Here is a 26482-nt window from a genome sequence, read left to right on the forward strand (position 1 = left end):
GGTCGGTCGTACGTTTTCCAAAAGTTGATTGGGGAGAAGATATGCCGGTTCGTGGGTTCTTTTCGCGACATCGAATACTGGCGGGTGCAGTAGCGCCCGCAGCGCTCGGCGTGGCCGCACTGGTCGCGGTTGCGGTCGCTGTGGACTCTCCGGAGTCACGCACGATCGAGACACAATTGACGTCGTCGGTCACCGAGTGTCACGACATGGTCAGCATCGCGGTTGCCGGTCGACACGACACACCGGACGCTTCGACGGTGAAGATGTTGCTGGGAGCCGACGGGAAGCCGCTGCCGGCCGCCCTGTCCGGTGACTACAAGAGTGAACGCGTCGACCAGGTGATCAACCCGGCAGGCTCCGTCAACGCGAACAAGCCCGGCTCGTACGCGGCTGTGTATATCGCGTACCCGGCCAACATGGCGTCCTACGAGGATGCCGTCGCTGCCGGCGCTGCAAATACGCAGTCCGTGATGAGTGCCATCGCCAAGGAATGCCCGAAGACTCAGTTCTCGATCGTCGGGTACAGCGAAGGCGCCGATGTGGTGCGTCGCGTCGCGATGGACATCGGTACGCAGGAGAACAACGAGTTCGGGGTCGACCCGGACAAGGTTGTCGGTGTGGTCATGCTGGCGGATGCAGGCCGTGAAGCGGGCGACGGCACGTTCCTCGGTGCCACGAATCCGTTCACGAACCCGGATAACTTCAATACGAAGTACCAGAACGGAACCTCCGCGACACCTGGCGAAGGTGTACTCCCCGGCACTGCCGGAGGTTTCGGCAAGCTGAACGGCAAGGTCGCGTCCTTCTGCTCGGACGGTGACTTCACCTGCTCGGCTCCCAGCAACATCTCTCTGTTGATCTTGGCGGCAAATGTCGGTCGGCAGTTGAACATCGACCAACTCGAAGCGCAGGGTCTGAACCCGGCCACCGGTCAGGACGTCGCGGTGGTGTTCGGCCAGATCGTCTTCGAGGCGTTCGCAGACATTTCGTCCAATCCCAACTGGATGCAGAGTGACGAGACATTCCTTCAGGTGATGCTCAAGGTCTCGGATCCGGAGTACAAGCCCGGAAAAACACCCGCGCCGGCGCCGGTAGCCGAGGGCGAGACGGTGTCCACCGACAAGGTGTCTCCGCTGGCATATCTGCCGCAGAAGCTTTTCAAGGAGATTGTCGGTCTGATTGCTACCAACCAGAACACGATTCCCGTGATCTTGAGCGACCCCTACCAGCAGACACTCGCTCCAGACGTCGGACACCACTTCGATTACTGGCGAGATGCGGATGCGGCCAACGGCAAGCCGTTGACTTCAGCTGAGTACGCAGCGGCCTGGCTCACCTACCTCGCCCAGCAGGCGAAGGAAGGAAAGCCCGTCGACACAACTGCGAAGCCGACCCCGGAACAGATCAGTGCTGCTGTCGATGCCTACATGGCTGACGGCAATGCTGAGGGCGACGCCGCGGTGGCTGAAGGCACCGGAACCGGTCAGGCACCGGCCGGGACCACTGGCTCCACGGGATCTGCTGGAGCGCCCGCAACCACGTCACAGGTGCCTGCGGCAGGATCGGCGTCGGTCACATCGGGAGCGGTTGCCACTCCGACGGGTTCGGCGGCAGTGACGCCGACGTCGACAGTTCCGACCACACCGGTAGCGGGAACGGATGCAACGACGGCGCCCCCGACTACGACAGTGACGTCGACGACCACGACGACGAAGGTGCCGGTTCCGAACCCGTAATCCTTCTCGCCGGCGTTCGTCACACGAATAACGCTGTCACAGGCTGCGATCCGCAATAGTTGCGGATCGCAGCCTGTTTTCGTGTACGGGTTACGCACAGAGACCGTTGGTGCTTATCGTGGAAGGGAGGTTTCCGGATCACGAATCGTGGGTTTCACCGTGCACGAGCTGTCCATTGCGCAGAGTGTGGTCGAAGCCGTGTGTGAGCGTGCCGGCGAGCGACGAGTATCGAGCGTGCGGCTTGAAGTAGGGCAACTCTGCGCGGTGGTTCCACACTCTCTGCTGTTCTGCTTCGACGTCGTCACCGCGGGTACTCACGCCGAAGGTGCCAGCTTGCACATCGATGAGATTGCAACCAGCGCGCGATGCAAAAGCTGCGGCGTGATGTTCTCGCCGCCCGACATGTTCTTGCTGTGTGAATGCGGCAGTGCTGATGTCGAGGTGCTTGCCGGCCGAGAGTTACGGATCCTGTCGATGGAAGTGAGCTGAGCATGTGCGCGACGTGTGGGTGCGGGGACACCACAGGACCTCGGGTGTCGGTAGTCGCAGACGGAGAACACGAGCAGGAACACGACGATCATGGGCACGGTCATGGGCACGGTCACGAGCATGACCATGAGCGCGGCCACCCCGACCACACCGTGATTCTCGAGCAGCAGGTGCTCGCCAAGAACGACGGCATTGCGGTTCACAATCGTCAGTGGATGCGGAACCGCCGAATCACGGCGCTCAACATCATGAGTTCCCCCGGCGCGGGGAAGACGACATTGCTGGCGCGAACCATCCGGGAGCTCGGATGTCAGCGACCGATAGCCGTGATCGAAGGTGACCAGGAAACCCGGCTCGACGCCGAGCGGATCCGAGAGACCGGCGCGTCGGTGGTGCAGGTGAATACCGGGGCCGGATGTCACCTCGATGCCGCGATGATCGACCGCGCACTGCGCGCCTTGGATCCCGCTGAAGAATCGCTGCTTCTGATCGAAAACGTCGGAAACCTGGTGTGCCCCGCGCTCTTCGACCTCGGCGAGGAAGGCAAGGTTGTCCTAATTTCGACGCCGGAGGGGGCAGACAAGCCGAAAAAGTACCCACACATCTTCGCTGTCGCGGACCTCGTGGTGATCAACAAGATCGACTTGCTCCCATACGTCGAGTTCGACGTCGATGCCTGCGTCGAGCAGGCGAGAATACTCAATCCTGCTGTGCGCGTTGTTGTTTTGTCTGCCACGACAGGTGAGGGCATGGACGAGTGGTACGAGTGGATCGGTAGTCGTTCGGCGATTTCTCCGGTGGCCGTTGACAACTGATCTGCTCGGGTAGTTAATGAAATGAGTGGGTGCCACGCAAGTGGGCCGAGGTTCGACTCCGGTGGCGTCAGCGTTTCGGTGCCGCGGCAATTCGAGGCCACAGAGTCTTGAGGCCATAGCGTGTCAGGCCAGTCGCGGCGCTGAGAGTCAAGGCGCAAGTGCACCCGTGAAAGCGGCTGACATGGACACACAAAAATCGACTGCTGGCACCACGGCGGAACCTGCCTCCGAAAGCGCAGCTACCCCCGCAAGCGCAGCGGCCAAAGCGGAAGAAACTCTGATCCACGTGCTGTGGATCAATGCCGGTCTCAGTTGCGACGGAGATTCGGTGGCGCTCACTGCAGCCACGCAACCCAGTATCGAGGAGATCGCGCTCGGCGCCTTGCCCGGGCTGCCGCAGGTAGCGGTTCATTGGCCGCTCATCGACTTCGAATGCGGACCGCAGGGTGGCGCTGACGATTTCCTGGAGTGGTTTTGGAAAGCCGACCGCGGAGAACTGGAACCCTTTGTTCTTGTCGTCGAAGGATCGATACCGAACGAGAAACTTCACGACGAGGGGTATTGGTGTGGCTTCGGGAACAATCGCGAAACCGGCCAACCGGTCACCACGAGCGAATGGCTCGACAAGCTGGCACCGAAAGCCACTGCGGTAGTTGCGGTCGGTACGTGCGCGACCTACGGCGGCATACATGCGATGGCCGGCAATCCGACCGGTGCGATGGGCGTGCCGGACTATCTCGGGTGGACCTGGAAATCGAAGGCGGGCATCCCGATCGTCTGCGTTCCCGGGTGTCCCATTCAGCCGGACAACCTCTCCGAGACCCTGACCTACCTTCTGTACATGGCCACTGATCAGGCGCCGATGATTCCCTTGGACGAATCCCTGCGCCCGCAGTGGCTTTTCGGTGCCACCGTACACGAGGGCTGTGACCGTGGTGGGTACTACGAGCAGGGTGAGTTCGCGACGGAGTACGGGTCACCGAAGTGCATCGTCAAACTCGGATGTTGGGGACCGGTCGTGAAATGCAATGTCCCCAAACGTGGTTGGATCAACGGAGTCGGCGGGTGTCCCAACGTCGGCGGGATCTGCATCGGGTGCACGATGCCGGGGTTCCCCGACAAGTTCATGCCGTTCATGGATGAACCGCCCGGCGGCAAACTCTCCACCAATGCGGTGGGAATGTACGGGTCCGTGATCCACAGTCTCCGCCGGCTCACCGGAAACACGTTGGACAAGGAACCGCACTGGCGCGAGCGCGGGTCGAAATTACTCACTGGTGCGACGCGTACGTGGTGACCGACCGGATACATTCAAATCAGTTCGTGAGCAACGTCTCTGGGAGGCACTGCAATGACGGCCATCGTTCCCGAACCCACCTCGACTGCGGACCGCGACGGTCTTGTCGAGATGGCGTGGGACCCCATCACCCGAATCGTCGGCAGTCTGGGCATCTACACCAAGATCGACTTCGCCAATCGCGAAGTGGTGGAGTGCCACAGCACGTCGTCGATCTTTCGCGGGTATTCCCTGTTCATGAAGGGGAAGGACCCGCGCGACGCGCATTTCATCACCAGTCGTATCTGCGGCATCTGCGGTGACAATCACGCCACATGCTCGTGCTACGCACAGAACATGGCGTACGGCGTCAAGCCGCCGCATCTGGGCGAGTGGATCGTCAATCTCGGCGAGGCCGCCGAGTACATGTTCGACCACAACATCTTTCAAGAGAATCTTGTCGCCGTCGACTACTGCGAGAAGATGGTCTCCGAGACGAATCCCGGTGTGCTGGCGCAGGCAGAGAACACGCGCTGCCCGCACGAGGAGCAGCACGGGTATCGCACGATCGCGGACATCATGCGGACTCTCAATCCGTTCACGGGTGAGTTCTATCGCGAAGCGTTGCAAGTCTCGCGTTCGACTCGCGAAATGTTCTGCTTGATGGAGGGCAGGCACGTTCACCCGTCGACGCTCTATCCCGGCGGCGTCGGCACCGTCGCGACGATCGAACTGATGACGGACTACATGTCGCGGCTGATGCGGTACGTCGAATTCATGAAGAAGGTCGTGCCGATGCACGACGACCTGTTCGACTTCTTCTACCAGGCGATGCCTGGTTACGAAAAGGTTGGCCTGCGGCGGACCCTGCTGGGTTGTTGGGGATCGTTCCAAGACCCCGAGTACTGCAATTTCTCCTACAAGGACATGACCGACTGGGGCCGGAAGATGTTTGTCACTCCCGGTGTGGTTGTCGACGGAAAGTTGGTCACCACGGATCTGGTGGACATCAACCTCGGTATCCGAATCATGCTGGGCTCCTCGTATTACGAGGACTGGAGTGATCAGGAGATGTTCGTCAAAACCGATCCGCTGGGTAACCCGGTCGATCGCAGGCACCCGTGGAATCAGCACACCAACCCCCACCCGCAGAAGCGGAACCTCGAGGACAAGTACAGCTGGGTCATGTCACCGCGATGGTTCGACGGAAAAGACAACCTTGCTCTGGACACGGGCGGGGGAGCATTGGCTCGTCTGTGGAGCACCGCTCTGGCCGGCCTGGTCGACATCGGATACCTGGAGTCGACCGGACACAGTGTGAAGATCAATCTTCCGAAAACAGCACTGAAGGGTCCTGTCTCGCTCGAGTGGAAGATTCCCGAACATGGCAGCAATACCCTCGAAAGAAACCGCGCGCGAACGTATTTCCAGGCATACGCAGCCGCGGCTGCCCTTCATTTCGCCGAGAAGGCGCTTGTCGAGATCCGGGCCGGCCGGACCAAGACGTGGGAGTCGTTCGAGGTCCCGGACGAGGGTATCGGTTGCGGATTCACCGAAGCCGTCCGCGGAGTTCTCTCACACCACATGGTGATTCGTGACGGAAAAATCGCGAACTATCACCCGTACCCACCGACACCGTGGAATGCGAGCCCGCGCGACAGCTACGGAACCCCCGGTCCGTACGAGGATGCCGTGCAGGGTCAGCCGATCTTCGAGGAGAACGATCGAGACCACTTCAAGGGCATCGACATCATGCGGACCGTGCGTAGTTTCGATCCCTGCCTGCCGTGTGGTGTTCACATGTATCTCGGCGGTGGCAAGACCCTGGAGAAGTTGCACTCTCCGACGCAGTCCGTGACCGGGGAGTGATCGATGGAGCAATCGGCCGACTATTGGCGCGGAGCAGGTGAGCGCATCGAGACGTTGTTGCAGGCCAACGCCGGCGCAGGCCCGGTGGCGAGAGATCGCGCCGAGCAACTGGTGCGTGAGGTCGTGCAGTTGTACGGCGCAGCACTCGAACGCACCGTCGCTCTGGCAGATCCGGCCACGATGGATGCGATGGTTCGCGACGATCTGGTGTCCAGCCTGCTACTGGTGCACGGACTTCACCCGCACGACGTGGAGACCCGCGTCCGCACTGCGCTCGACAGCGTGCGTCCGTACCTCGGTTCGCACGGAGGCGACGTCGAACTGATCGAGGTGGCGGACGGCGTGGTGCGACTACGGCTTCTCGGAAGCTGTAACAGTTGCCCTTCGTCCTCGGTGACCCTCGAAACCGCGGTCCAGGACGCGGTGCAGGCGGCGGCACCCGAGACCACCGGAATCGACGTCGAAACACCAGATTCGCACGAGCTGAAGTCGGGTGTGATTTCGGTCGAGTCCCTGTTCTCGCACGTTCACGCCGACGGGGGAGGTACGCACTGGGTGGAGGTCCCCGAATTCGCCGAAGTCGAGGTGGGAGAGGTCGCGGGCTTCCGCGTGTCGGGCACCGATCTGTTGGTCTGCCGCTCCGGTGACGATCTGTACGCGTATCGCGACCATTGCCCGGTGTGTGAGCACTCGATGGCGGGGGCTGTGCTCGAACGCATGATGGGCCGTCCTGCCCGAGACGCCGCTGTCCTCACCTGTCCGACGTGCTCTGCCCACTTCAGTGTGTACGGGGCGGGAGCGCGGGTGGGCACCGGCTCCGAGCACCTGGCGCCTGTGCCGGTGCTGATTCGCGACGGAGTGCTCTCGGTCGCGCTTGCTGACGAGTCTGTGATACCGGTGACCTAGCCGTGAACGCAGCCCCGTCATGAAAGTCACTGTGGGAGAGGTGCTCACACGAATCGCCTCGTCGCGTGTCGTTCCGACCGGACCGAGGTGTGAGATGTGTGCGGCGGGCATAGGCGACGAACACCAGCACGTCGTGGACGTACAGGTCCGGAGCCTGATGTGCGTGTGCCGACCGTGCTATCTACTCTTTGCACCGGTCGACGCGGACCTTCGATACAAAGCGGTTCCCGATCGGTACCTCGAGTTTCCGGACTTCGACCTCGGCCCTGGCCGGTGGGAGTCTCTGGAAATCCCCGTCGGCCTGGCATTCTTCTTCCGCAACTCACTCGTCGACAAGTACATAGTCTTCTATCCGGGACCGGCCGGAGCTACCGAATCCGAGTTGCCCATCGACTCGTTCGAGACTGTGCTCGAGGAGAATCCGGGGCTCGCGCAGATGCGGGCCGACGTCGAGGCGTTGATCGTGTCGGTGCCCACGTCAGGACAATCGCCGAGATGCTTCGTTGTTCCCATCGACGCCTGTTACGAACTGGTGGGACGATTGCGCACCGTGTGGCGCGGATTCGACGGTGGCCAGGATGCCGCACGCGCAGTGGACGAGTTCTTCGGGCGCGTCGAGGCGCGAAGCAGGTCGGCATGACTGTTCTCGACTTCTCGATCGACAACATGGAGGTAGAACCGTACGCGGTTACGCCGAATCTGACGGTGAGATTGAGAATGTCGGAATCCACCGGCACGACCGTCCGTGCGGTGGCTCTGCGCGCGCAGGTACGAATCGAACCACACCGCCGACCGTACTCCGACGCCGAAGGCGAAGGTCTGCGCGATCTCTTCGGTCCGCGGGAGCGTTGGTCGAGTACGCTGCGCACCTTCCTGTGGATGGAATGTTCCACGGTCGTTCAAGGATTCACCGGAACAACGGTCGCGGCCTTGCCCATGGCGTGTACGTACGACTTCTCGGTGACGGCGTCGAAGTACATGCACGCACTCGGAGACGGAACGATTCCGATCGTGGTTCTACTGAGCGGCACGGTATTCACCGACGGACCGCGTGGGTTCTCCGTGCAGCAGATCCCGTGGGACAGATCTGCTGCCTACGAATTGCCGGTCGACGTGTGGAAACAGCTGATGGCTGCGCATTATCCGGCGTCTGGTTGGGTACGCCTCGACCATGAGACGATTGCCGATCTCGTGCGGTTCAAGGCAGCGCACGGCCTCACGGACCTCGATTCAGCCGTGCGGCAGTTGCTGACGGCGAGCCAGGTGCCGCGATGACTCGAACGGGGATGGATCACGACGTTCGGGCCGTGGCCGACGCCGTCCTGTACGAGGGATATCTTCTCTATCCCTACCGGGCCGGCTCGGCGAAGAATCAATCCCGTTGGCAGTTCGGGGTTCTCGGACCGCCCGGCGCCGCCGAGGTCGGAGTCGGCGAGGAACCGTCGATGTCCGCGCAATGTCTGCTCGGCGAATTCGAGCGGAACGGCGTCGAAGTTTCTGCGACTGTGAGATTTCTGCACCACCAGTCGCGGACGGTTGAACGACTCGGCGCCGGCGGGGCGTGGATCCCGGTCGATCGGTTGGTAGTCGGCGAGCGGGAGTCGATCTCGTGGGACGAAGCCACCGAGTCCGAGATCGTGTTGGGTCCGTGGGGTCTGGACGAACTCGAGGCCGGCGTCGAAGAAACCTTCTGTGCGGCCGGAGTTGTCGAAGGAGAGACTTTGTCGGACTCTCGGGGCAGGGTGGTCGGACGGATCGTTCGGACACGGCTTCCGGTGAATGGCCTCTTGGCAGTGAGCGCCTCCGCCGGGGACGGACGCACGGTGATTTCCGTGACGATCATGAACGCCACGAGCGTCGACGCACGGGACAAGGGCACGGCCACCGCGCAATCGATGCTGGGGACTCACGTCATTGTGAACTGCACAGGCTCGAGGTTCCTGTCGTTGTTCGAAGAAGCAGATCACTCGGAGCAGTTGCGGCAAAATCGCTGTTATCCGGTGCTTGCGGGGACCGAGGACCCCACTCACCCTGGCACATCTCCCACCGTTCTGGTGTCACCGATCATCCTGTACGACTTTCCCGAGATTGCGCCGCAGAGCGAGGGATCTCTCTTCGACTCGACCGAGATCGACGAAATTCTCACCCTGAGAATCCTTGCCATGACCGACGAGGAAAAGGCGCGGGCGCGAGCTACCGACTCCAGAGCTGCCGACATCATCGACCGATGTGAGCGATTGACGGACGACGATCTAGCCGGCCTGCACGGCGTGCTGCGAGATTCGAATGCCGGTTCTGATCTGATACCCGAGGTGCCTGACGGTGTGGACTGGTGGACCCCGGAAGCCGACACCAGTGTTCAACCACGCACCGACGCAGTTCTGATCAACGGCGTCCGTGTCTCTGGTGGAAGTACGGTTCGGCTCCACCCCTCACGCCGCGCTGATGCTCAGGACCTGTTCTTCGACGGCCGGATCGCCCACGTCGCCACCATTCATGAAGACGTGGACGGCGACATTCATGTTGGGGTGACACTGTTGGACGATCCGGCCGCCGATCTGCACAACTGGTACGGCCGCTACCTGTACTTCGCGCCGGACGAGATAGAGCCGATGCCGCGCGACAGCGCGTGACGTACTCACAGCTATCGAACTTCACAGCTATCGAGAGGAGAACTCGCCATGAGGAGCATGGGATTGCTGTCGACGGCACTTCTCGGCGCCACCGCGATCGCAGCCGCGATCGTCCTGGTGGTGTCGATGCCGGACATCCAGCGCTATCTGCGAATGCGAAAGATGTAAAGCGCTGTGCGCGTGCTGATTGCAGGTGTCGGAAACATATTTCTCGAAGACGACGGATTCGGCCCCGAAGTTGTTCGGGCGCTGCAGCATGAGAATCTCCCATCGGGAGCTCGCCTGGTCGACTACGGGATTCGGGGCGTGCATCTGGCGTACGACTTGTTGGAGTCGTGGGACGCCCTGGTCCTGATCGATGCCTTACCGGCGACCGGAGTCCCGGGCAAGCTCGCGATCATCGAAGTGGACCCCGAAAGTGAAGGCCCGCAAGGAGGTTTCGACGCGCACTCGATGCATCCGAGTTCGGTGTTTGCCAGCCTGCAGGCCCTCGGCGGAACACTCCCGCGGACGTTCGTGGTGGGGGCACATGCGAAATCGATCGGCGACGGAATCGGATTGAGTGCGGAGATGCGTGATTCGGTAAGGCAAGCCGCTTCTGCGGTGCTGGCACTCGTCCGGTCCATCGACGTGGACTGTGATGCCACCACACTGGGGCCGGAGGTGTGAGTCATGTGTCTGGGGATTCCGGGACGGGTACGCGAGCTACTGGACGGATACGGAGGTCAACTCGCTCTCGTCGACGTGGAGGGGGCACCACGCAAGGTCAACATCGGAATGCTCGACGAAGGCACCGTCACGGCAGGTGACTGGGTGGTGATCCACATGGGCTTTGCAGTCGAGAAGGTCGACGAGCAGGGAGCTCGCCATGCTCGGGCCGGCCTCGAACTGATGGGCCGTGGTGGCCACGACGGTGAGGTAGTCGACTCCGATACTGGTAACGGCGAGGTCGGGACATGAAGATCGCCTGCCGTGTCATCGTTCGTGGCGTAGTCCAGGGGGTGGGCTTCCGGCCGTTCGTCCATGCGACCGCCACCGAACTGGGACTGTCGGGTTCGGTGGGAAATTCTGCTCTCGGTGTCGTGATCGACGTCGAAGGCGACGGAGAGACAATCGATGCATTTGTCGCTCGGGTGCGAAACCGCCCCCCACCGCTGGCACGGGTGGAGTCGGTGGAGCGCGAGGACTCGCGGCCGGTTGGTCGTGAGGGGTTTCGCATAGTCGAGACGGATGCGGGGTCGGTCGGGCGAACCTTGGCGCCGGCGGATGTCGGGATCTGCGACGACTGCCTCCGGGAACTGACTGATCCGAGCGATCGGCGATATCGTCATCCATTCATCACCTGCACCAACTGCGGTCCGCGATTCACGATCATCGAATCGCTGCCCTACGACCGGGCCGCTACGACGATGAAGCGATTCCCGTTGTGCGCGAACTGTGCGGCGGAGTACGTGGATCCCGCCGACCGCCGGTTTCATGCGCAACCGATTGCCTGCCCGCAGTGCGGTCCAACGCTATCGTTCGTGGAAGGGGACGCGCCCGCCGTGACCGGTGAGGGTGCACTGCTACGAGCCCGATCCCTACTGCGAGACGGGAAGATTCTTGCTGTCAAGGGAATCGGAGGATTTCACCTGGCTTGTGATGCCCGCGACGACCGCGCGGTTCACGAGTTGCGTGAACGCAAGCATCGAGCAAGCAAGCCGTTGGCGGTGATGGTGCGCGATGTGCCAGAAGCCAGAGAGTTGGGTGTGGTCGGTGATGCCGAGGCTGATGCCATGTCCTCGCGCGAGCGCCCGATTGTGCTGGTTGCCAAAGCGTCTGGATACGCGCTTTCCCCCTTGATTGCCCCCGGCATTCCGGATATCGGAATCATGCTGGCCTACAACCCGATTCAGCATCTTCTTCTGGGTTTGGTCGGAGAAGAGGCGGGCCCAGCGGTGTTGGTCATGACATCGGCGAACATCGGCGGTGAGCCGATTCTGTACTCCGACAACGATCTCGAACGATTGGGTGACCTGGCCGACGGGGTATTGACCCACAACCGTCCGATCTTGATGCCGTGTGACGACTCGGTGATGCGAATAGTCGGCAGTGGAAGACAGTTGCTTCGTCGCTCGCGCGGATATGCTCCGCTGCCCGTCACCGCGCCGTTCGACGTACCGCCTACCTTGGCGGTCGGGGCCGACCTGAAGAACACCTTCTGTCTTGCCGAGGACGGATATGTGTGGCCGAGTCAGCACATCGGAGACATGGGCGACCTCGCTGTCATCGACAGTTTTGCTGCGTCGGAGAGTCACTTCGAATCGATCACGGGGGTGGTGCCGCACCAGATCGCCTGTGACGAGCATCCGCGGTATCGCTCGTCCTCGTGGGCTCGCAGTCGTAGTGGTGACCGACCGGTGCGCATCGTCGGGCATCACCACGCACATGTGGCTTCCGTGATGGGGGAGAACGGCCGGGACGGGAGCGAACCAGTTCTCGGAATAGCGTTCGACGGCACCGGCTACGGGGCGGACGGCGCAGTGTGGGGAGGGGAACTACTGCTGGCGACGTACAAGGGTTATCGCCGTCTCGCGCATCTGGGATACGTACTGCTGCCCGGGGGCGATGCCGGAGTGGAACGGCCGTACCGAATGGCGCTCGCCCACCTGTGGCATGCCGGGTTGGACTGGGAATCCGACCTCGCGCCCGTGGCAGCCTGTCCGCCCCGAGAGCAGTCGGTCCTACTTCACCAGATGGAAACCGGTTTCGGGTGCGTGGACACCTCGAGCATGGGGCGGTTGTTCGACGCAGTCTCCTCGCTGACCGGGGTCCGTCAGAGGGTCGACTACGAAGCGCAGGCTGCCATCGAGTTGGAGGGGGTGTCGAGGGGAGTCGACAGCGCCGGTTCGCGGTACACCTTCGATTGGACGCAGTCGGACGACGATTCGTGGACAGCAGATCCGCGGTCGGTCATTCGGGCTGTTGTCCGCGATCTCCGGGAGAAGTTGCCCGCTGAAGTGATCGGCGCCCGTTTCCACGAATCCGTAGCGCACCTGGTGCTCGAGTGGGCAATTCGTGGCCGGGAACTGGCGGGAGTGGACGAGGTAGTACTCACCGGAGGTGTCTTTCAGAACCCTCTACTGCTCGTTCGGGCGTGTGCTCTGCTCTCAGACGCTGGATTCACGCCGTTGACAGGACTGGAGTTGCCGCCGAACGACGGCGGTCTCGCCTACGGCCAAGTGCTGGTGGGGAGTTCGTCATGAGGTCAGGAGTTGTGTCATGTGCCTAGCCGTACCGGGACGTATCGAGTCCCTGGAGGAACGCGACGGAACGACGATGTCGGTGGTGAACTTCGGTGGCGTCCGAAAAGAAGTGTGCCTCGAGTACATTCCGGGCGCCCAAGTCGGCGAGTACGTCGTGGTGCACGTCGGATTTGCCATCCAGCGACTCGACGAGGAATCCGCTCGCAGCACGCTGGCGGAATTCGAGCACCTCGGCGTACTGGAAGAGGAATTCGGTGACGGGTTCGAAAGGGCTGCCCGGGCCGCGGGGATCGAACCGAAGGAGAAAGAATCATGAAATATCTGGACGAGTTCTCCGATCCGGAACTGGCCGGCAAACTGCTGGATCAGATCCGTGCGCTGGCCACACGGCGATGGGCGATCATGGAAGTGTGTGGTGGTCAGACACATTCGATCATCAGACACGGCATCGATCAATTACTTCCCCAACAGATCGAGATGATCCACGGACCCGGATGCCCGGTCTGTGTCACCCCGCTCGAGATCATCGACAAAGCTCTCGAAATCGCGGCAAGACCCGATGTCATTTTCTGCTCCTTCGGGGACATGTTGCGAGTTCCGGGGAGTTCGTCGGATCTGTTCCGCATCAAGAGCGCCGGCGGTGACGTGCGGGTGGTGTACTCACCGTTGGATGCACTGACTATTGCCAAGGAGAATCCGGGCCGGCAAGTGGTGTTCTTCGGGATCGGATTCGAGACCACCGCGCCGGCCAACGCCATGACCGTCTATCAGGCCAATCGCCTGGGTATCGAGAACTTCTCGCTACTCGTCTCGCACGTTCTGGTCCCGCCGGCGATGGCCGCGATCATGGATTCGCCAGAGTGCCGCGTGCAGGCATTTCTGGCGGCCGGGCATGTATGCAGTGTGATGGGAACGTCGGAGTACCCGGCGCTGGCCGAGAAGTACAAGGTCCCGATCGTCGTCACCGGATTCGAGCCGCTGGATCTGCTGGAGGGCATCCGAAAGACGGTGCTGCAGTTGGAATCGGGTCGATACGAGGTCGAAAATGCCTACGCCCGTGCCGTCACCGCGCAGGGCAACACCGCAGCGAAAGCGATGCTCGAGGATGTGTTCGCCGTGTCGGACCGGACGTGGCGCGGCATCGGATCGATCCCGGACAGCGGTTGGCAGCTGGCACCGAAGTATGCGTATTTTGATGCCGAAGAGCGTTTTTCGGTGACCGATATCCACACTGACGAGTCGAGCGTCTGCCGTTCCGGAGAAGTGTTGCAAGGTTTGATCAAGCCACACGAGTGCAGTGCCTTCGGGAAGGAATGCACTCCGCGGAATCCGCTCGGTGCCACGATGGTGTCGTCCGAGGGGGCGTGCGCCGCGTACTACCTGTACCGGCGCCTGGAACTTCAGGAGGCGGGTCATGCCGGCTGAGGAGACCGCTGTCGTGGACTTGTCGGCGTGGGTCTGCCCACTGCCGCTGCGTGATTCGCCGAACATCGTCATGGGGCACGGTGGTGGAGGAGCGATGTCCGCCGAGCTCATCGAGCACCTGTTCCTGCCCTCGTTCGGAAGCGCTGCCGATGCAGAACTCGGTGACTCGGCCGTATTCGACGTCGGCGGGGTGCGGCTCGCGTTCTCGACCGACTCGTATGTCGTCAAACCCATGGTGTTTCCCGGCGGAACTATCGGCGATCTCGCTGTCAACGGAACGGTGAACGACCTGGCGATGGCGGGAGCGCAGCCATTGGTGATGTCGACGGCATTCATCCTGGAAGAAGGGACGGCGCTGACCGACATCGCGGGAATCGCGAAGGCGCTCGGTGAGGCCGCGCACGTTGCCGGCGTTCGGCTGGTGACAGGTGATACCAAGGTCGTCGATGCCGGTCACGGCGACGGAGTCTTCATCAACACCGCAGGAATCGGGATTGTCGCAGACGGGGTGGACATCAGCCCCACTCGCGCACAAGTGGGTGACGTCGTGATCGTCAGCGGCGACATCGGCGTTCACGGCGTGGCCGTGATGAGTTGTCGCGAAGGTCTCGAATTCGGGACCGAAGTGCGCAGTGATTGTGCGGCCCTGAACGGCGTGGTGGCCGACATGATTGCCACCGGTGTCGACATCCACGTCCTGCGCGACCCTACGCGGGGCGGAGTCGCCGCGACCCTCAACGAGATCGCTCAGGCGTCGAACATCGGGGTTGCGCTGGTGGAGCGAGATCTGCCGATTCCCGCTGACGTGCGCGACGCCTGTGGGCTACTCGGCTTGGATCCGTTGTACGTCGCAAACGAGGGCAAGTTGATCGCTTTCGTTCCACGCGAAGATGCCGCCCTGGTTCTGGAAGCGATGCACGGCAATCCACTGAGTGTGGGAGCCGCCGTGATCGGGGAGTGCGTGGCCGAACATCGCACAATGGTGGTGGCGCGTACGGCATTGGGAGGCAATCGGGTAGTGGATTTGCCGGCAGGTGAACAACTTCCTCGGATCTGCTGATGACTGCCGTCGGTATGAACGGGCCGGCATTGTTTGCCCGCTACGCGTATCCGCCGAACGAGTTGGGTTACTGCGGACCCGACGATCCTTCAGTGCTGCTTCGTCTGGCCAGCGGCAACTCGGGCAGCGGCGACCGTGATCACGCTCGTCAATTCGACGGTGCGTGGCCGTACCTCGAGGCATTGGCTGTAGGAGCGGGCATCGACGACCCCCTGGATCCGCGAGTGATCGAAGCCTATTGGGTGGGAGGTGATCTCCTCGACTCTCTCGATTCGGGGAAGTTGTTACAGCACTTGAGGGGGGCATTCGGTGAACGCGAGAACACCGGGTTCCTCCCCGTCCTCGGGGGTCGGGACCGCGCGCTCGCGCACCACAGTTTTCACGTATTTCTGGTGTATCCGTGGGTCAAGCTTCTTCGGAAGCGCGGTGCGGTCCCACTGTCCGTCCTCCAGAACTGCCGGATCAGATGGGGAGTGGTCGAGGACGTCGGCGAGGAGCATGCATTGGTGGTTTCGTCCCCGCTCGAGTTCGACGGTGAGCAACTCGCACGCGGCCGACCGGCAACGCAGAGAGTGCGGTGGAGGGTCGAGGGCAACGCGCTTGCGGCGATGCCCGTCCCCGGCGCTGTGGTGACGATGCACTGGGATTGGGTGTGCGACAGGATAACGGCAGAGCAATCACGTGCATTGGATGCCGCGGAAGACTCGGGATTGCGGATCGCGAACCGAATGCTGTCGACCGATATGTGATCGTCAGTTCCCCTCCAGGACGGAGGCTACGGTGAATTGGGGTAGCGCGGTAACGGACAGCGCACTGTGGTTGGCAGAGGCATATGCGATCACGGTAGTGGTTCTCGTCGTCACCGCGCTGCTGCTTGCTCGGTATACCTTCTGGGGCAACCAGTTTCGGCGAATGGCTTGGCCCTACTTCGATCCCCGGCGCACCGTCATTCCGCTGTCGATTCTCGCGTTACTGCTGCTGCTCACGATATTCGGTGTCCGCGTGACGGTGTTGTTCTCGTACTGGTACAAGGATTTCTACGACGCCATTCAGAACCTCGACGAAACCGCTTTCTGGCACTACCTGCGAGTGTTCGCGATATTGGCCGCAGTCCACGTCGCCAGCTCACTCGTCGTCTACCTGGTAGGCCAAACACTCGATATCAATTGGCGCAGTTGGCTCAATGACACATTGACCGACGATTGGCTCGACGGCCGCGCCTACTATCGCGGAAACTTCCTGGAGAACCCGGTCGACAATCCGGACCAACGTATTCAGGCAGACATCACCGCATTCGCGACGTCGTCCCGCACGTTGTCCATGGGCGCCGTCGCCGCAATGGTCTCGATCGTCAGCTTCACCAAGATCCTGTGGGATCTGTCCGGTCCCTTGACTGTTTTCGGTGCCGAGATTCCGCGAGCGATGATCTTTCTCGTCTACACCTACGTGTTGGTGACCACGGCACTCGCATTCTGGATCGGCCGGCCTTTGATCATGCTGAACTTCTTGAACGAGAAACTCGGCGCCAGCTTCCGGTACGCGTTGGTTCGACTACGGGAGTACGGCGAAAGCATCGCCTTCTATCGCGGAGAGAACGTCGAACGACGCACGCTCGGACTACGTTTTGCTGCAGTGATCCGCAATATGTGGGCGATCGTCTTCCGGACGCTCAAGTTCAGTGGCTTCAATCTGGCAGTGGATCAGACAGCGGTGGTGTTTCCGTTTCTGGTCCAGGGATCTCGATTGTTCAGCGGGCAGATCACTTTCGGCGAAGTGATGCAAACTGCTCAAGCATTCGGCCAGGTGCACAATTCGTTGTCGTTCTTTCGAGAGTCTTATGCCGATTTTGCAAGTTTCCGGGCCACACTGATCCGTTTGACCGGGCTCGCCGATGCCAATCGACGTGCCCGCGCACTTCCCGTGCTCGACGCGTTCTCCGCTGGCAGTCATTTGGTTGTTCGGGGACTCGACGTGCGCACGCCGGTTGGTGAGGCGTTGATCTCCGAACTCGACATGTCACTGGGGCCCGGCGATGCACTGCTGGTGAAGGGTCCGTCGGGTAGCGGCAAAACCACGCTGCTCCGCAGCATCGCGCAGTTGTGGCCGTACACAAACGGTTCCGTGACCACCCCGGTCGGAGACGTCCTGTTCCTCTCACAACGGCCATACCTACCATTGGGTTCTCTGCGCGCGGGTTTGGCATATCCGGACCAGTTGCCCTCAGGTCAGCCGAACACCGGGCGCTCGAACTTCGACGACCGCAGGCTCCACGACGCGCTCGCCGAGGTGCATCTCGCACATTTGATCGGTCGGCTCGACGAGCCGGCTGATTGGACTCGAATTCTGTCGCCGGGCGAACAACAACGGTTGGCGTTCGCCCGAGTCCTCCTGATCCGACCGCGAACCGCATTTCTCGACGAGGCGACATCCGGAATCGACGAAGGCCTCGAGTACACGCTCTACGACATCCTTCGCCGTGAACTGCCCGACAGCATCATTGTCAGCGTCGGGCATCGCAGCACTCTCGACGTTTTTCACAATCGACAACTCGAACTGCGCGGTGCAGGACACTGGACTCTCGCTGATCACGAAGGCTGAGAAAACTTTCGACGGTCGGATTCTTGCGACAGGATTCGGCCGGGTTACCCGCCGCGCCGCGATCGATCGAAGACACCGACCGTCACGAGGTCGAAGGGTTGCGGAAGTCGTTTGTGCGCTGGAGCACCCAGGCCGCAATCCTGGTGCGCGAGCCGTACCCCAGTTTGTTCAGTATGTGATCGACGTGGCCGTCGACAGTGCGCTGAGAAATGACCAGCTTGTCCGCGATTGCTCGGTTTGTCAGGCCCTGTGCGACGAGTTCGGCCACCTGCTGCTCCCGCGGAGTCAGCACTTCGTCGGCCGCCGATTTCGGTGATCCACCGGGCGGTTGCCCTCTCAGCGCGCGGGCCGCTGCGTCGTCGAGAGTCAGAGCTCGTCCATGATCGAATGCTGTTTGAAACACCCTGTCTCCGAGCCGGTTACGAGCCTCGGTCACGCTGTTTTCGTGGTACGGGACCATGCTCCTGAAGGTGTCCATCGGGCTGCCCGTGGCGGTGAACAGCGTGTTGGCAGCTCCCATCAGTGTGGCTGCCAGCTTTGCGTCCCGGTCGACAAGCGTCCACGCGATTTCCTCGAGGCACCATGCACATCCGAACTGGTTACCCAGCCCTCGCAGCAATCGGAGAGAATCTTCGAGTAGCTCGATACCGCGAGCGTGGTTGCCATGACGCCATAGGGCGGATCCGTAGTCCGACATCGTCATCGACCGCCACAAGATTTCGCCGCGCGATTCGGTGAGGGCCAACTCCTCCTCGTAAATACTTGCAGCCCGGTCAGTTTCGCCGAGTGCGTCGACGACGAAGGCGAACCAGTAGAGCGCGGGTACCAGACGGGCGATGTCGTCGTTTGCCCGGAATGCTGCGACAGCCTGCTCCAGGTACTCGGCGCCGCGCACGAGATCGCCGTCGGCGACCGCGACGAATCCGAGCGTGTACCGCGCCAGTATGCGACCGTCGTCGTTCCGCTGCATCTCGGCCTGTCGCCGAGCCTCTTCGGCAATGCTTGTCGCCGAAGCGATATCTCGTTGGAGGGCTGCCAGCAGTGCGCCTGTCGCGGCGGCCTCGACTACCGCCTCACCGAGAGTGCCCTCGGTCAGTTCGGGCACCTCGGCCAGGGCGCGACCCAACCAGTAGCGACCTTCGTTGAATCGACCACGTGCAAGCCAGTAATCATGCAAGGCACTTGCGGTACGCAATGTGGCTTCGACCGAGTCGGGTTCGGTCAGACCGAATTCCAACGCGGTGCGCACGTTGGGTAAGTCGCGGTCGATCCGCGTCATCCAGTCGATTTGGTGCGGCCCCGTCCAGTCGACTCCGGCGCGGAAGACGAGTTGCCTGAACCACTCACTGTGCCTGCGCTGCAGCGAGACCCACTCGTCGACTGACACCAGTTCACGCCCGTAGTCGCGAAGAGTCTCGAGTAGGCGGTAGCGGACGTACGAGCCGTTTTGTTCACGGATGAGGATCGACTTGTCGACAAGGGACATCACGAGATCGCCCAAGTCGTCGTTCTGTGCTTCGTCGGCGAGAATTCCTTCGACGGACCCGAGATCGAAGCTACCCGCAAATACGCTCGAGTTCGCCCACAACGACTTCTCCGGCGGCGTACACAGATCGAAGCTCCAGTCGATACTCTGTGCAAGCGTTTGTTGACGCGCTGGAGCGTTCCGGCTGCCCCGCGTCAGCAGTTGGAAGCGGTCGTCGAGTTTTTGCAGGATCTGATCGACCGACATCGCCCTCAGTCGGGCAGCCGCCAACTCGATCGGCAGCGGTAGTCCTTCCAACCGGCGGACGATCTTCTCCACAGCCGCGCTGTTCTCGCTGGTGATGCGGAAGTCCGTCACGGAGGAACGTGCCCGCTGCTCGAACAGCATCATCGCATCACCATCACGGGTGTCGGTTGGCGACGGCGCCTCGGTGGGAAATCGCAGAGGCGGCACCCGTAATACCATCTCGCCGGGAATGTCGAGCGGTTCTCGGCTGGTCGCCAGAAGTGCCAATCGGGCACAGCACCGGAGGAGTTCGGCGGCGGTGTCGGCCACCCAGCCGATGAGGTGTTCGCAATTGTCCAGAACAAGCAGGACACGTTCGTCGACGAGACGGCCGATCAGTACCGATCGCGGTGACCGCGTAGATCGGTCTTGTACTCCGAGTGCGGCAAGAATCGTCTGATCGAGAAGTGCCGGCTCCCGCAGTTCGCTGAAGTCGACGAACCAGACGCCCCCGGGGAACGCACGAGAGGAATCATCGGCGGCACGGAGCGCCAAGCGGGTTTTGCCGACCCCACCCAGGCCCGTAAGGGTCACGAGCCGGTAGTCCGACAGCAGGCGTCGGACTTCTTTGGCCTCGGACCGGCGACCGACGAAACTGCTCAGTTCGATCGGTAGGTTTCCTCGTTTTGCCGCCATGAGAATCGCGCCGAATTTGTACGTGCTGAGTGGATTGACCCCACACAGTGTACGCGGAATCGCGTGTGTGAAATCTGTCAACGCACCACCGGTGTTTGTCCGTGATTGCCGTTGGGTCGAAGCTTTTCGGTGCATGACGCGGAATAGCGAACACTTTCCACCGACGTAGTTCGCGCCTCATTCGAAAGGGATGAGAGGCGCATTTCATCTTTCTGGCGCACTTACGATTCGGGCATGAAACGTGTGTGGGAAGGTGTGCGGCGCTACGGCAAGACACTGCACTCGGTCGGGTTGTCGTTCGGTCTGGTGTTTTTCGTCCTCTCGATGAGCCCGTCCCTCTTACCGCGCGCGTGGTACCTGCAGGGCGTGGCAACCGGTATTTCCGTCGCCACCGGGTACGGCATCGGTGTGAGCGTGGCGTGGATGATCCGCAAATGCGGAGTCGAACCGACATGGTCGGACCGGACCAAGCGGATCGGTTGGGCCGTACTCGCCGTACTGGCAGTGATATTGGTGCCTCTTTTTCTGATCTTGGGTTCATGGTGGCAGCAGATCGTCCGTGATCTGGTCGAGGCGCCTCGCGTGAACCGGGCGAACTATCTTCTGGTGCTGCTGATTTCGCTGGTGGTGTGGTTGATCTTGTTGGAGGCGGGTCGCGGTCTGCGGCATCTCACCAGAGGGCTCGCTGCCGTTGCTCTGCGGTTTGTTCCCAAGGAAGCAGCGAAAGTCGCGAGCTTGGTCGTCGTCTTCGCGTTGGCGATCTTCGTCGTCAACGGTGCCCTCTACAACGGGCTCATCGCTTTTGCGAACTGGAGTTTCTCCGGCGCGGACAACGACACGCCCGATGGTATCGACCAGCCTCTGATCGCCGAACGCAGTGGTTCACCCATGTCTGCCGAGGCATGGGATTCGCTGGGCAAGGAGGGTCGCACTTTCATGGGTAGCGGGCCGTCTGCGGTGCAGATTTCCGCGCTGACCGGCCGGGACGCGAAGCAACCCATCCGCGTGTACGCCGGCCGTGAGTCGTCGGATTCCGTCGACGGTGTCGCGCAGCGGGTCGTCAACGAACTCGAGCGCACCGGCGGCTTCGACCGTGCCGTCCTGGCAGTAGTGACCACCACCGGCCGCGGCTGGGTGAACGACGACGTGGCGTCCGCTTTCGAATACGTCCAGGGCGGCGACACCGCCATCGCGGCGATGCAGTACTCGTTCCTTCCCAGCCCTTTGGCATTCATCGCCGATCGCGAAACCCCGATGGCCGCAGGCCGGGCGCTGTTCAACTCTGTCTATGCGAAGTGGATCGATCTGCCGCTCGACAAGCGCCCCAAGCTTGTCGTTTTCGGCGAGAGCCTCGGATCGTACGGGGGACAGGCCGCGTTCGCGGGAGCACAGGACATGGCGACGCGGGTGGATGGGGCGTTGTGGTCGGGGACTCCGAACTTCACCGCTCAATGGCAGGAGATCACCAGCAGTCGTGACTCCGGCTCACGGGAAGCCGTGCCGGTGATCGACGACGGGCAGTCGATTCGTTTCGCTGCCTATCCGGAGGATCTCGAACTGGATGTGCCGTGGAACGACTCACGCGTCGTGTACTGGCAGCACGCCAGCGACCCAATTGTCTGGTGGTCTTTCGACCTGCTTCTGAACAAGCCGGACTGGCTTGCCGAGCCTCTCGGCCGTGATGTCGATCCGGGAATGACGTGGATACCGTTCGTGACATTCTGGCAGGTGACACTCGACATGGTCTTCTCGGCGGACGTTCCGCCAGGTCACGGGCACAACTACGGTGCCGAGGCGGCGGACATGTGGGCGCGGATCCTGCACCCCGACAACTGGTCTCAGTCGGACACCGACGCGATTCGCGGCGCTCTGACGAACGACTTTCAACCCACCAAGTAGTAGTGCGGAGTGCGGACCTCGTGACGGTCTCTCGTCGTTGGACCGGGAGTACTCGCTCTAGATCGTTCTATCACTGTTTGTCAGCTATCTAACAAGGAGCGCGATGCATTCATCAAGAACACTCGTAGCTGCGGTGGCGCTGAGCGCGATCACTGTATTTGCCGGGGCTGGGTCCGCGGTCGCCGCGCCGGCGGTCGGATCTGTCGATTTCGGTTCGTCGAGCGGATCCGGATCAGGAACCGGTTCGGCTAGCGGATCCGAATCTGGTTCTGTCGATTTCGGATCCGGCGGACCGGACGTCGAGCATCCGGTGTCGACCTGCTTCTGGTCCGTGCCGATCAATCCCGAGCGCGCGGACCCACAGCTCAACTACGCCTTTCCTGACACTGCGGCGATTTACTGGGCTGCGCAGTTCACAATCCCCGAGAACGCCGAGTTGGTTATCCGAGGGCAGTATGCGCATGCTCGCTATCAGTCGTTGAACTCGTACAACGCGGCAACCGCGATGCCGACCGCCGTCCTCAATGACATTTCGACAGCTCCCGACGCAGGTTCGCGCAACACCTATCTTCCCGGTGCCGATCGATCGAACGAAAGTGCCAGGTCGTACACGGCTTCCGTCCTCAACGAGGCCTCGCCTGCTGAGCCGAAACCCAACACCTTGTATGCCGGTGTGCCAGGTCAGGACCGGATAAGCCTGCTTTATCGCATCTACCTGCCGGACAACGGGCGTGATCTCACCGGCGGCGTTGGACTGCCGGAGCCAGAGCTGCACCTTTCCGGTGGTCAGGTGTTGCGCGGGCAGGATCTGTGTTCAGCGGTCGGTGCGGACAACGGAATCTTGAAGCCGGCTTCGCTGCCGCTGGACACGTACAAGGCATTGCGTGACCAACCGGGCAAGCCTGCGACATTCCCTTCCGAGCAGACACCAGTCTGGCGGGCGTACTACAGCGCCGAGTTCACGCTCGGCTGTACCTATCTCGGCAAATGCGATGGCACACCCCAGCGGGTGGGCGGGCAGTACTCCAACATCGACAACAGCTACGTCACCGCCGAAGTCAACCGTGGGTTCGGCGAAGTTCTAGTACTTCGGGGAGAGTTGCCGAGGACTCCGAAGACGACAGGCGGCGCAAAGAATCTCGACAGCGCAGTCGACATGCGGTTCTGGTCGATGTGCAGCAATGAATCGCTGGCAACGACGAAGGTAGCGACGTGTCTGTTCGACGAGCAGATGGCCACTGATGCGGATGGTCGCTACACGATTGTCGCGTCGCTCCCTGAAGACCGACCCGCAAACGCTACGAAGGAATGTGGGGTGTCATGGCTTTCGCTCTCGCCGGCCGGTGACGGCGCAGGGCATCCCGACGATTCCCTCTTGATCATGCGGAACATGCTGCCGGCCAAGGACTTCAGCCACGCTGCACACGATACCAAGACGCCCGGCGACGAGAAGGCCGTGATGGGAGAGTATTTGCCGGACGGGCAATATACGTCCAAGCTCGCGTTCGAGGGCAGTGGCTGCGCGAAGTAACCCGTCTTTACGCGTGAGGTCACTACTCGAGATTGTGTCTGGTGATCCTCCTCGATGATGTCGGCTGCGCTCTGCTGCGAGCGCAGCCGACACACCGTTAGCCAAGTCTTTTCGCGATCTTCGGTGGGGAATCGAGGCCTGCGGTTCAGGCACTCATCCCTTTCGAATGAGGCATCAACTACGCAGGCGCTCGCAGTGTCAGCATTGTCGCGCAGCGGTATCAGCTGTGCTCTGTTGTCCGTCGTGGCGGACAGGGGCGCCTTTTCTCGCCTACCGCCTATCCTGCTTGCTGCAATCAGAAATGAGTTTTGACATGGGTTCCGTTGTCGGAGAACTTCTCCCATTGGCCGTCGGTGTCGCCGTGTCGCCGGTGGCCGTCATCGCCACTATCTTGATGTTGCTCTCCAAGCGAGCGGGTAGCACCAGCGCCGGGTTCGCGGTGGGCTGGTTACTCGGAATCTTCATCGCTACAGTTCTTTTCGTCATCTTGTCCAGTGTCGTCAGCACGTCAGACGACGGACCGTCCGCCACGGTTTCGTGGATCAAACTAGCTCTCGGTGTCCTTCTGTTGGCCGTCGGGGTCAAGCAGTGGCGGGGGCGCAGCGGCGAGCACGAAACACCGAAGTGGATGCAAGCCGTCGACGAGATGACCGCGGCCAAGGGATTGGGCCTTGGATTCGCGCTCGCCGCGATCAACCCGAAGAACCTGCTCATGTGCATCGCGGCCGGAGTGTCGATCGGCTCGGCGTCGTTGGCGACCAGCGGAGCGATCACCTCGATTCTCGTCTTCACGGTCATCGCCAGTTCAACTGTCGCGATCCCGGTCATCGGATACGTGGTGGCTGCTGATCGCCTGCGAAAGCCGTTGGCCAATCTCAAAGTCTGGCTCCAGGACAACAACACCACGGTGATGAGTGTGTTGATCTTGGTCGTCGGAGTTGTTCTGATCGGCAAGGGAATTGGCGGAATCTTCTGATACCCGCTCTTTCGCGTGGTGTGAACGCGCGATTCCCGGATGATCGTTCGATCAGGCGCGCTTGACCGCGTAGTCGCCGTCGGCGTGGCCGATCAGTTGCCATCCGCCCTCGATCGGGGACAGTCGGACGTCGGAGAGATTCGTGGTCTCGAGCTGTGGCCGGTCGGTGCCGGGGTACCAGGCCTCGACCCGTCCGGTGCCGCTCCCGTCAAACCCGTCACGCGATACCTCCGTCAGCGTGCCGGGCGCTGCCCGCGGATACGCTCGCGAGAGTGGCGCGGCGAATCCCTCTACGAGCCCGAGTGATTCACCGGACGGGCAGTCGATGCGATTCAGATTTCCCTGTGGCTGGTGGGTATTGCCGTCGCGAACCGGGTGGGGGTCACCGCACGCTTGTGTCCACGACCACCACGCGCCGCCCATCCGGTACCTGTCGGTGGCATCGACGAAGCGGTCGACGTCTGCTCTCTGCTCGTCGGCGTCGCCGAACCAACCCCATTCACCTGTCCACAACGGTGCGTCGTACCAGGCGGCAGCGAGGTCGGCGATCTTGAATCCGTCTTCGATTCCGGGAAATTCGCTACTGACCGTTATCGATTCGCTGTAGAGATGGGGCGAGAAGACCACCAGGGGATCGGTCAGGTAATGGCGTGGAGGCAGCGCGTCGAGGCCGAAAGCCGACCAGATCGCGCTGGGCTCGAAGAACACGAGGTGTGGAAATCCTCCTGCTTCGGCCTGTCTGATGGCGTCGGTAGCCCGCTTGTAGAACTGCCCGATCTGATCAGCTGCCGTGAATGGATCGCGCAGGCCGGGGTTCGGTTCGTTCAACAGGTCGTATCCGGCTACAGCTGGTTCGTCTTTGAACTCGGCAGCCAACCGCGCCCACGTCGCGACGAGGCGACTCTGGATTCCTTGCTCGTCGTCGTAGAACGCCTGGAAGGCATGGGCGATCGCGGGTGCGGCTTCCCTGAGTCCACCGATGTTGCAGGTTGTCCATCCGCCGGTCAGGGTTGCCCACTCGGGTGCGCCGTCCCAGCCGACTCCCGGCTCCATGAAAGACGGGCACGACTGGTCGCTCGGGGTGCCGACGTACGGGCCCCATGCATCCTGATGCATGTCGAGAATGGTGTAGATGCCGTGGTCTTTTGCATCCTCGACCGCTACTCGAACGCGGTCGACGTACGCAGTGTCGAATGCACCGCGGGTCGGTTCCAGGAGGGACCACGCGACGTTGAGTCGGACGACGTTGAAGCCCAGCGCTGCCATCTGCGCGAAGTCCGTTCTTCCCAGCGGCGTAACGGTGGGTAGACCGGTGCCGTTGGTTGCGTAGTCATTGAGACCGTTGGCGTTCACGCCGCGGAGCAACACCGTTCGTCCGTCGACGTCCTTGATCGTTCGATCTGCGACGGTCAGTTGGGGGAGAGTCCAGCCCGGATCCGGTGGTGCAGCGTTCGCCGCCGGAGTTGCAATCTGGAGGACCAGGATTGCGAGGGTGGCAAGCAACAGCGCACGCATCCATCGACCTTTCTAGACAAACGTCCAATTCCGAGTCGAGGCTAGCGTGAGAAGACCTCTTTCCGGCGCGGTTTGCTCATACCTGTCACGGCCCCGCGTTGC

At 61.7% G+C, this 26482-nt stretch carries 22 protein-coding genes; 20 read left to right on the forward strand and 2 right to left on the reverse strand.

Annotated elements, in window-relative coordinates:
- Window positions 1-41 precede the first annotated feature (41 nt).
- The 17 genes from P0M12_RS25135 to P0M12_RS25215 all read left to right on the forward strand — a co-directional run bounded on the left by P0M12_RS25135 (window position 42) and on the right by P0M12_RS25215 (window position 18052).
- Window positions 42-1736: a cutinase family protein gene (locus tag P0M12_RS25135; RefSeq protein ID WP_007735070.1), complete on the forward strand. Its 1695-nt coding sequence runs from the start codon at window positions 42-44 to the stop codon at window positions 1734-1736.
- Window positions 1737-1895: 159 nt separating this feature from the next.
- Window positions 1896-2225, forward strand: coding sequence for a hydrogenase maturation nickel metallochaperone HypA (gene hypA / locus P0M12_RS25140; RefSeq protein ID WP_073512368.1), 330 nt, complete (start codon window positions 1896-1898; stop codon window positions 2223-2225).
- 2 nt (window positions 2226-2227) lie between these two features.
- Window positions 2228-3040, forward strand: a complete 813-nt coding sequence (gene hypB, locus P0M12_RS25145) for a hydrogenase nickel incorporation protein HypB (RefSeq protein WP_030535604.1) — start codon at window positions 2228-2230, stop codon at window positions 3038-3040.
- Window positions 3041-3221: 181 nt separating this feature from the next.
- Window positions 3222-4337, forward strand: coding sequence for a hydrogenase expression protein HypE (locus tag P0M12_RS25150; protein ID WP_030535603.1), 1116 nt, complete (start codon window positions 3222-3224; stop codon window positions 4335-4337).
- A 54-nt stretch (window positions 4338-4391) separates the two neighbouring features.
- Window positions 4392-6185: a nickel-dependent hydrogenase large subunit gene (locus P0M12_RS25155; protein ID WP_007735075.1), complete on the forward strand. Its 1794-nt coding sequence runs from the start codon at window positions 4392-4394 to the stop codon at window positions 6183-6185.
- A 3-nt stretch (window positions 6186-6188) separates the two neighbouring features.
- Window positions 6189-7091, forward strand: a complete 903-nt coding sequence (locus P0M12_RS25160) for a NifU family protein (RefSeq protein WP_030535602.1) — start codon at window positions 6189-6191, stop codon at window positions 7089-7091.
- Window positions 7092-7110: 19 nt separating this feature from the next.
- Complete coding sequence (locus P0M12_RS25165; RefSeq protein ID WP_030535601.1) at window positions 7111-7731, forward strand: DUF5947 family protein; 621 nt, start codon at window positions 7111-7113, stop codon at window positions 7729-7731.
- Window positions 7728-8366, forward strand: a complete 639-nt coding sequence (locus P0M12_RS25170; protein ID WP_007735081.1) for a DUF6084 family protein — start codon at window positions 7728-7730, stop codon at window positions 8364-8366. Before P0M12_RS25165 ends, P0M12_RS25170 begins: the two co-directional genes overlap by 4 nt.
- On the forward strand, window positions 8363-9724 hold the full coding sequence (locus P0M12_RS25175; protein WP_030535600.1) for a hypothetical protein: 1362 nt from the start codon (window positions 8363-8365) through the stop codon (window positions 9722-9724). The genes P0M12_RS25170 and P0M12_RS25175 overlap by 4 nt, the downstream gene beginning before the upstream one ends.
- A gap of 174 nt (window positions 9725-9898) precedes the next feature.
- Window positions 9899-10393 carry a hydrogenase maturation protease gene (locus P0M12_RS25180; protein WP_030535599.1) on the forward strand — a complete coding sequence of 165 codons (495 nt, stop codon included), beginning with the start codon at window positions 9899-9901 and terminating at the stop codon, window positions 10391-10393.
- Between the two features lie 3 nt (window positions 10394-10396).
- Window positions 10397-10684, forward strand: a complete 288-nt coding sequence (locus tag P0M12_RS25185) for a HypC/HybG/HupF family hydrogenase formation chaperone (protein ID WP_007735086.1) — start codon at window positions 10397-10399, stop codon at window positions 10682-10684.
- The gene (gene hypF / locus P0M12_RS25190) at window positions 10681-12969 is read left to right on the forward strand and encodes a carbamoyltransferase HypF (RefSeq protein ID WP_030535598.1); all 2289 of its coding nucleotides are present in this window, start codon (window positions 10681-10683) and stop codon (window positions 12967-12969) included. Before P0M12_RS25185 ends, hypF begins: the two co-directional genes overlap by 4 nt.
- A gap of 16 nt (window positions 12970-12985) precedes the next feature.
- Entirely contained in the window at window positions 12986-13285 is a 300-nt protein-coding gene (locus tag P0M12_RS25195; protein ID WP_030535597.1) for a HypC/HybG/HupF family hydrogenase formation chaperone, read from the forward strand.
- Window positions 13282-14394: a hydrogenase formation protein HypD gene (hypD, locus tag P0M12_RS25200; RefSeq protein ID WP_007735088.1), complete on the forward strand. Its 1113-nt coding sequence runs from the start codon at window positions 13282-13284 to the stop codon at window positions 14392-14394. Before P0M12_RS25195 ends, hypD begins: the two co-directional genes overlap by 4 nt.
- Window positions 14384-15454 carry a hydrogenase expression/formation protein HypE gene (gene hypE, locus P0M12_RS25205; RefSeq protein ID WP_007735089.1) on the forward strand — a complete coding sequence of 357 codons (1071 nt, stop codon included), beginning with the start codon at window positions 14384-14386 and terminating at the stop codon, window positions 15452-15454. Before hypD ends, hypE begins: the two co-directional genes overlap by 11 nt.
- The gene (locus P0M12_RS25210) at window positions 15454-16203 is read left to right on the forward strand and encodes a DUF6390 family protein (RefSeq protein ID WP_030535596.1); all 750 of its coding nucleotides are present in this window, start codon (window positions 15454-15456) and stop codon (window positions 16201-16203) included. Before hypE ends, P0M12_RS25210 begins: the two co-directional genes overlap by 1 nt.
- A gap of 31 nt (window positions 16204-16234) precedes the next feature.
- Window positions 16235-18052, forward strand: a complete 1818-nt coding sequence (locus P0M12_RS25215; RefSeq protein ID WP_277377020.1) for an ABC transporter ATP-binding protein/permease — start codon at window positions 16235-16237, stop codon at window positions 18050-18052.
- A gap of 82 nt (window positions 18053-18134) precedes the next feature.
- Here P0M12_RS25215 and P0M12_RS25220 read toward each other — a convergent pair whose 3' ends face one another.
- On the reverse strand, window positions 18135-20540 hold the full coding sequence (locus P0M12_RS25220; RefSeq protein ID WP_030535595.1) for a LuxR C-terminal-related transcriptional regulator: 2406 nt from the start codon (window positions 20538-20540) through the stop codon (window positions 18135-18137).
- Between the two features lie 153 nt (window positions 20541-20693).
- Here P0M12_RS25220 and P0M12_RS25225 point away from each other — a divergent pair, with 153 nt between their 5' ends.
- The 3 genes from P0M12_RS25225 to P0M12_RS25235 all read left to right on the forward strand — a co-directional run bounded on the left by P0M12_RS25225 (window position 20694) and on the right by P0M12_RS25235 (window position 24865).
- Window positions 20694-22358 (forward strand): alpha/beta-hydrolase family protein, encoded by a 1665-nt coding sequence (locus tag P0M12_RS25225; protein ID WP_277377022.1) that lies wholly within the window; start codon window positions 20694-20696, stop codon window positions 22356-22358.
- A 103-nt stretch (window positions 22359-22461) separates the two neighbouring features.
- A complete protein-coding gene (locus P0M12_RS25230) occupies window positions 22462-23889 on the forward strand; it encodes a hypothetical protein (RefSeq protein WP_054827139.1) in 1428 nt (475 codons plus the stop codon).
- A gap of 313 nt (window positions 23890-24202) precedes the next feature.
- On the forward strand, window positions 24203-24865 hold the full coding sequence (locus tag P0M12_RS25235) for a GAP family protein (RefSeq protein ID WP_030535592.1): 663 nt from the start codon (window positions 24203-24205) through the stop codon (window positions 24863-24865).
- Window positions 24866-24916: 51 nt separating this feature from the next.
- Here P0M12_RS25235 and P0M12_RS25240 read toward each other — a convergent pair whose 3' ends face one another.
- Window positions 24917-26380, reverse strand: coding sequence for a cellulase family glycosylhydrolase (locus P0M12_RS25240; RefSeq protein WP_277377024.1), 1464 nt, complete (start codon window positions 26378-26380; stop codon window positions 24917-24919).
- Window positions 26381-26482: the final 102 nt, after the last annotated feature.

The organism is Rhodococcus sp. RCBS9, from assembly GCF_029457415.1.
Taxonomy (GTDB): Bacteria; Actinomycetota; Actinomycetes; order Mycobacteriales; family Mycobacteriaceae; genus Rhodococcus_F; species Rhodococcus_F qingshengii.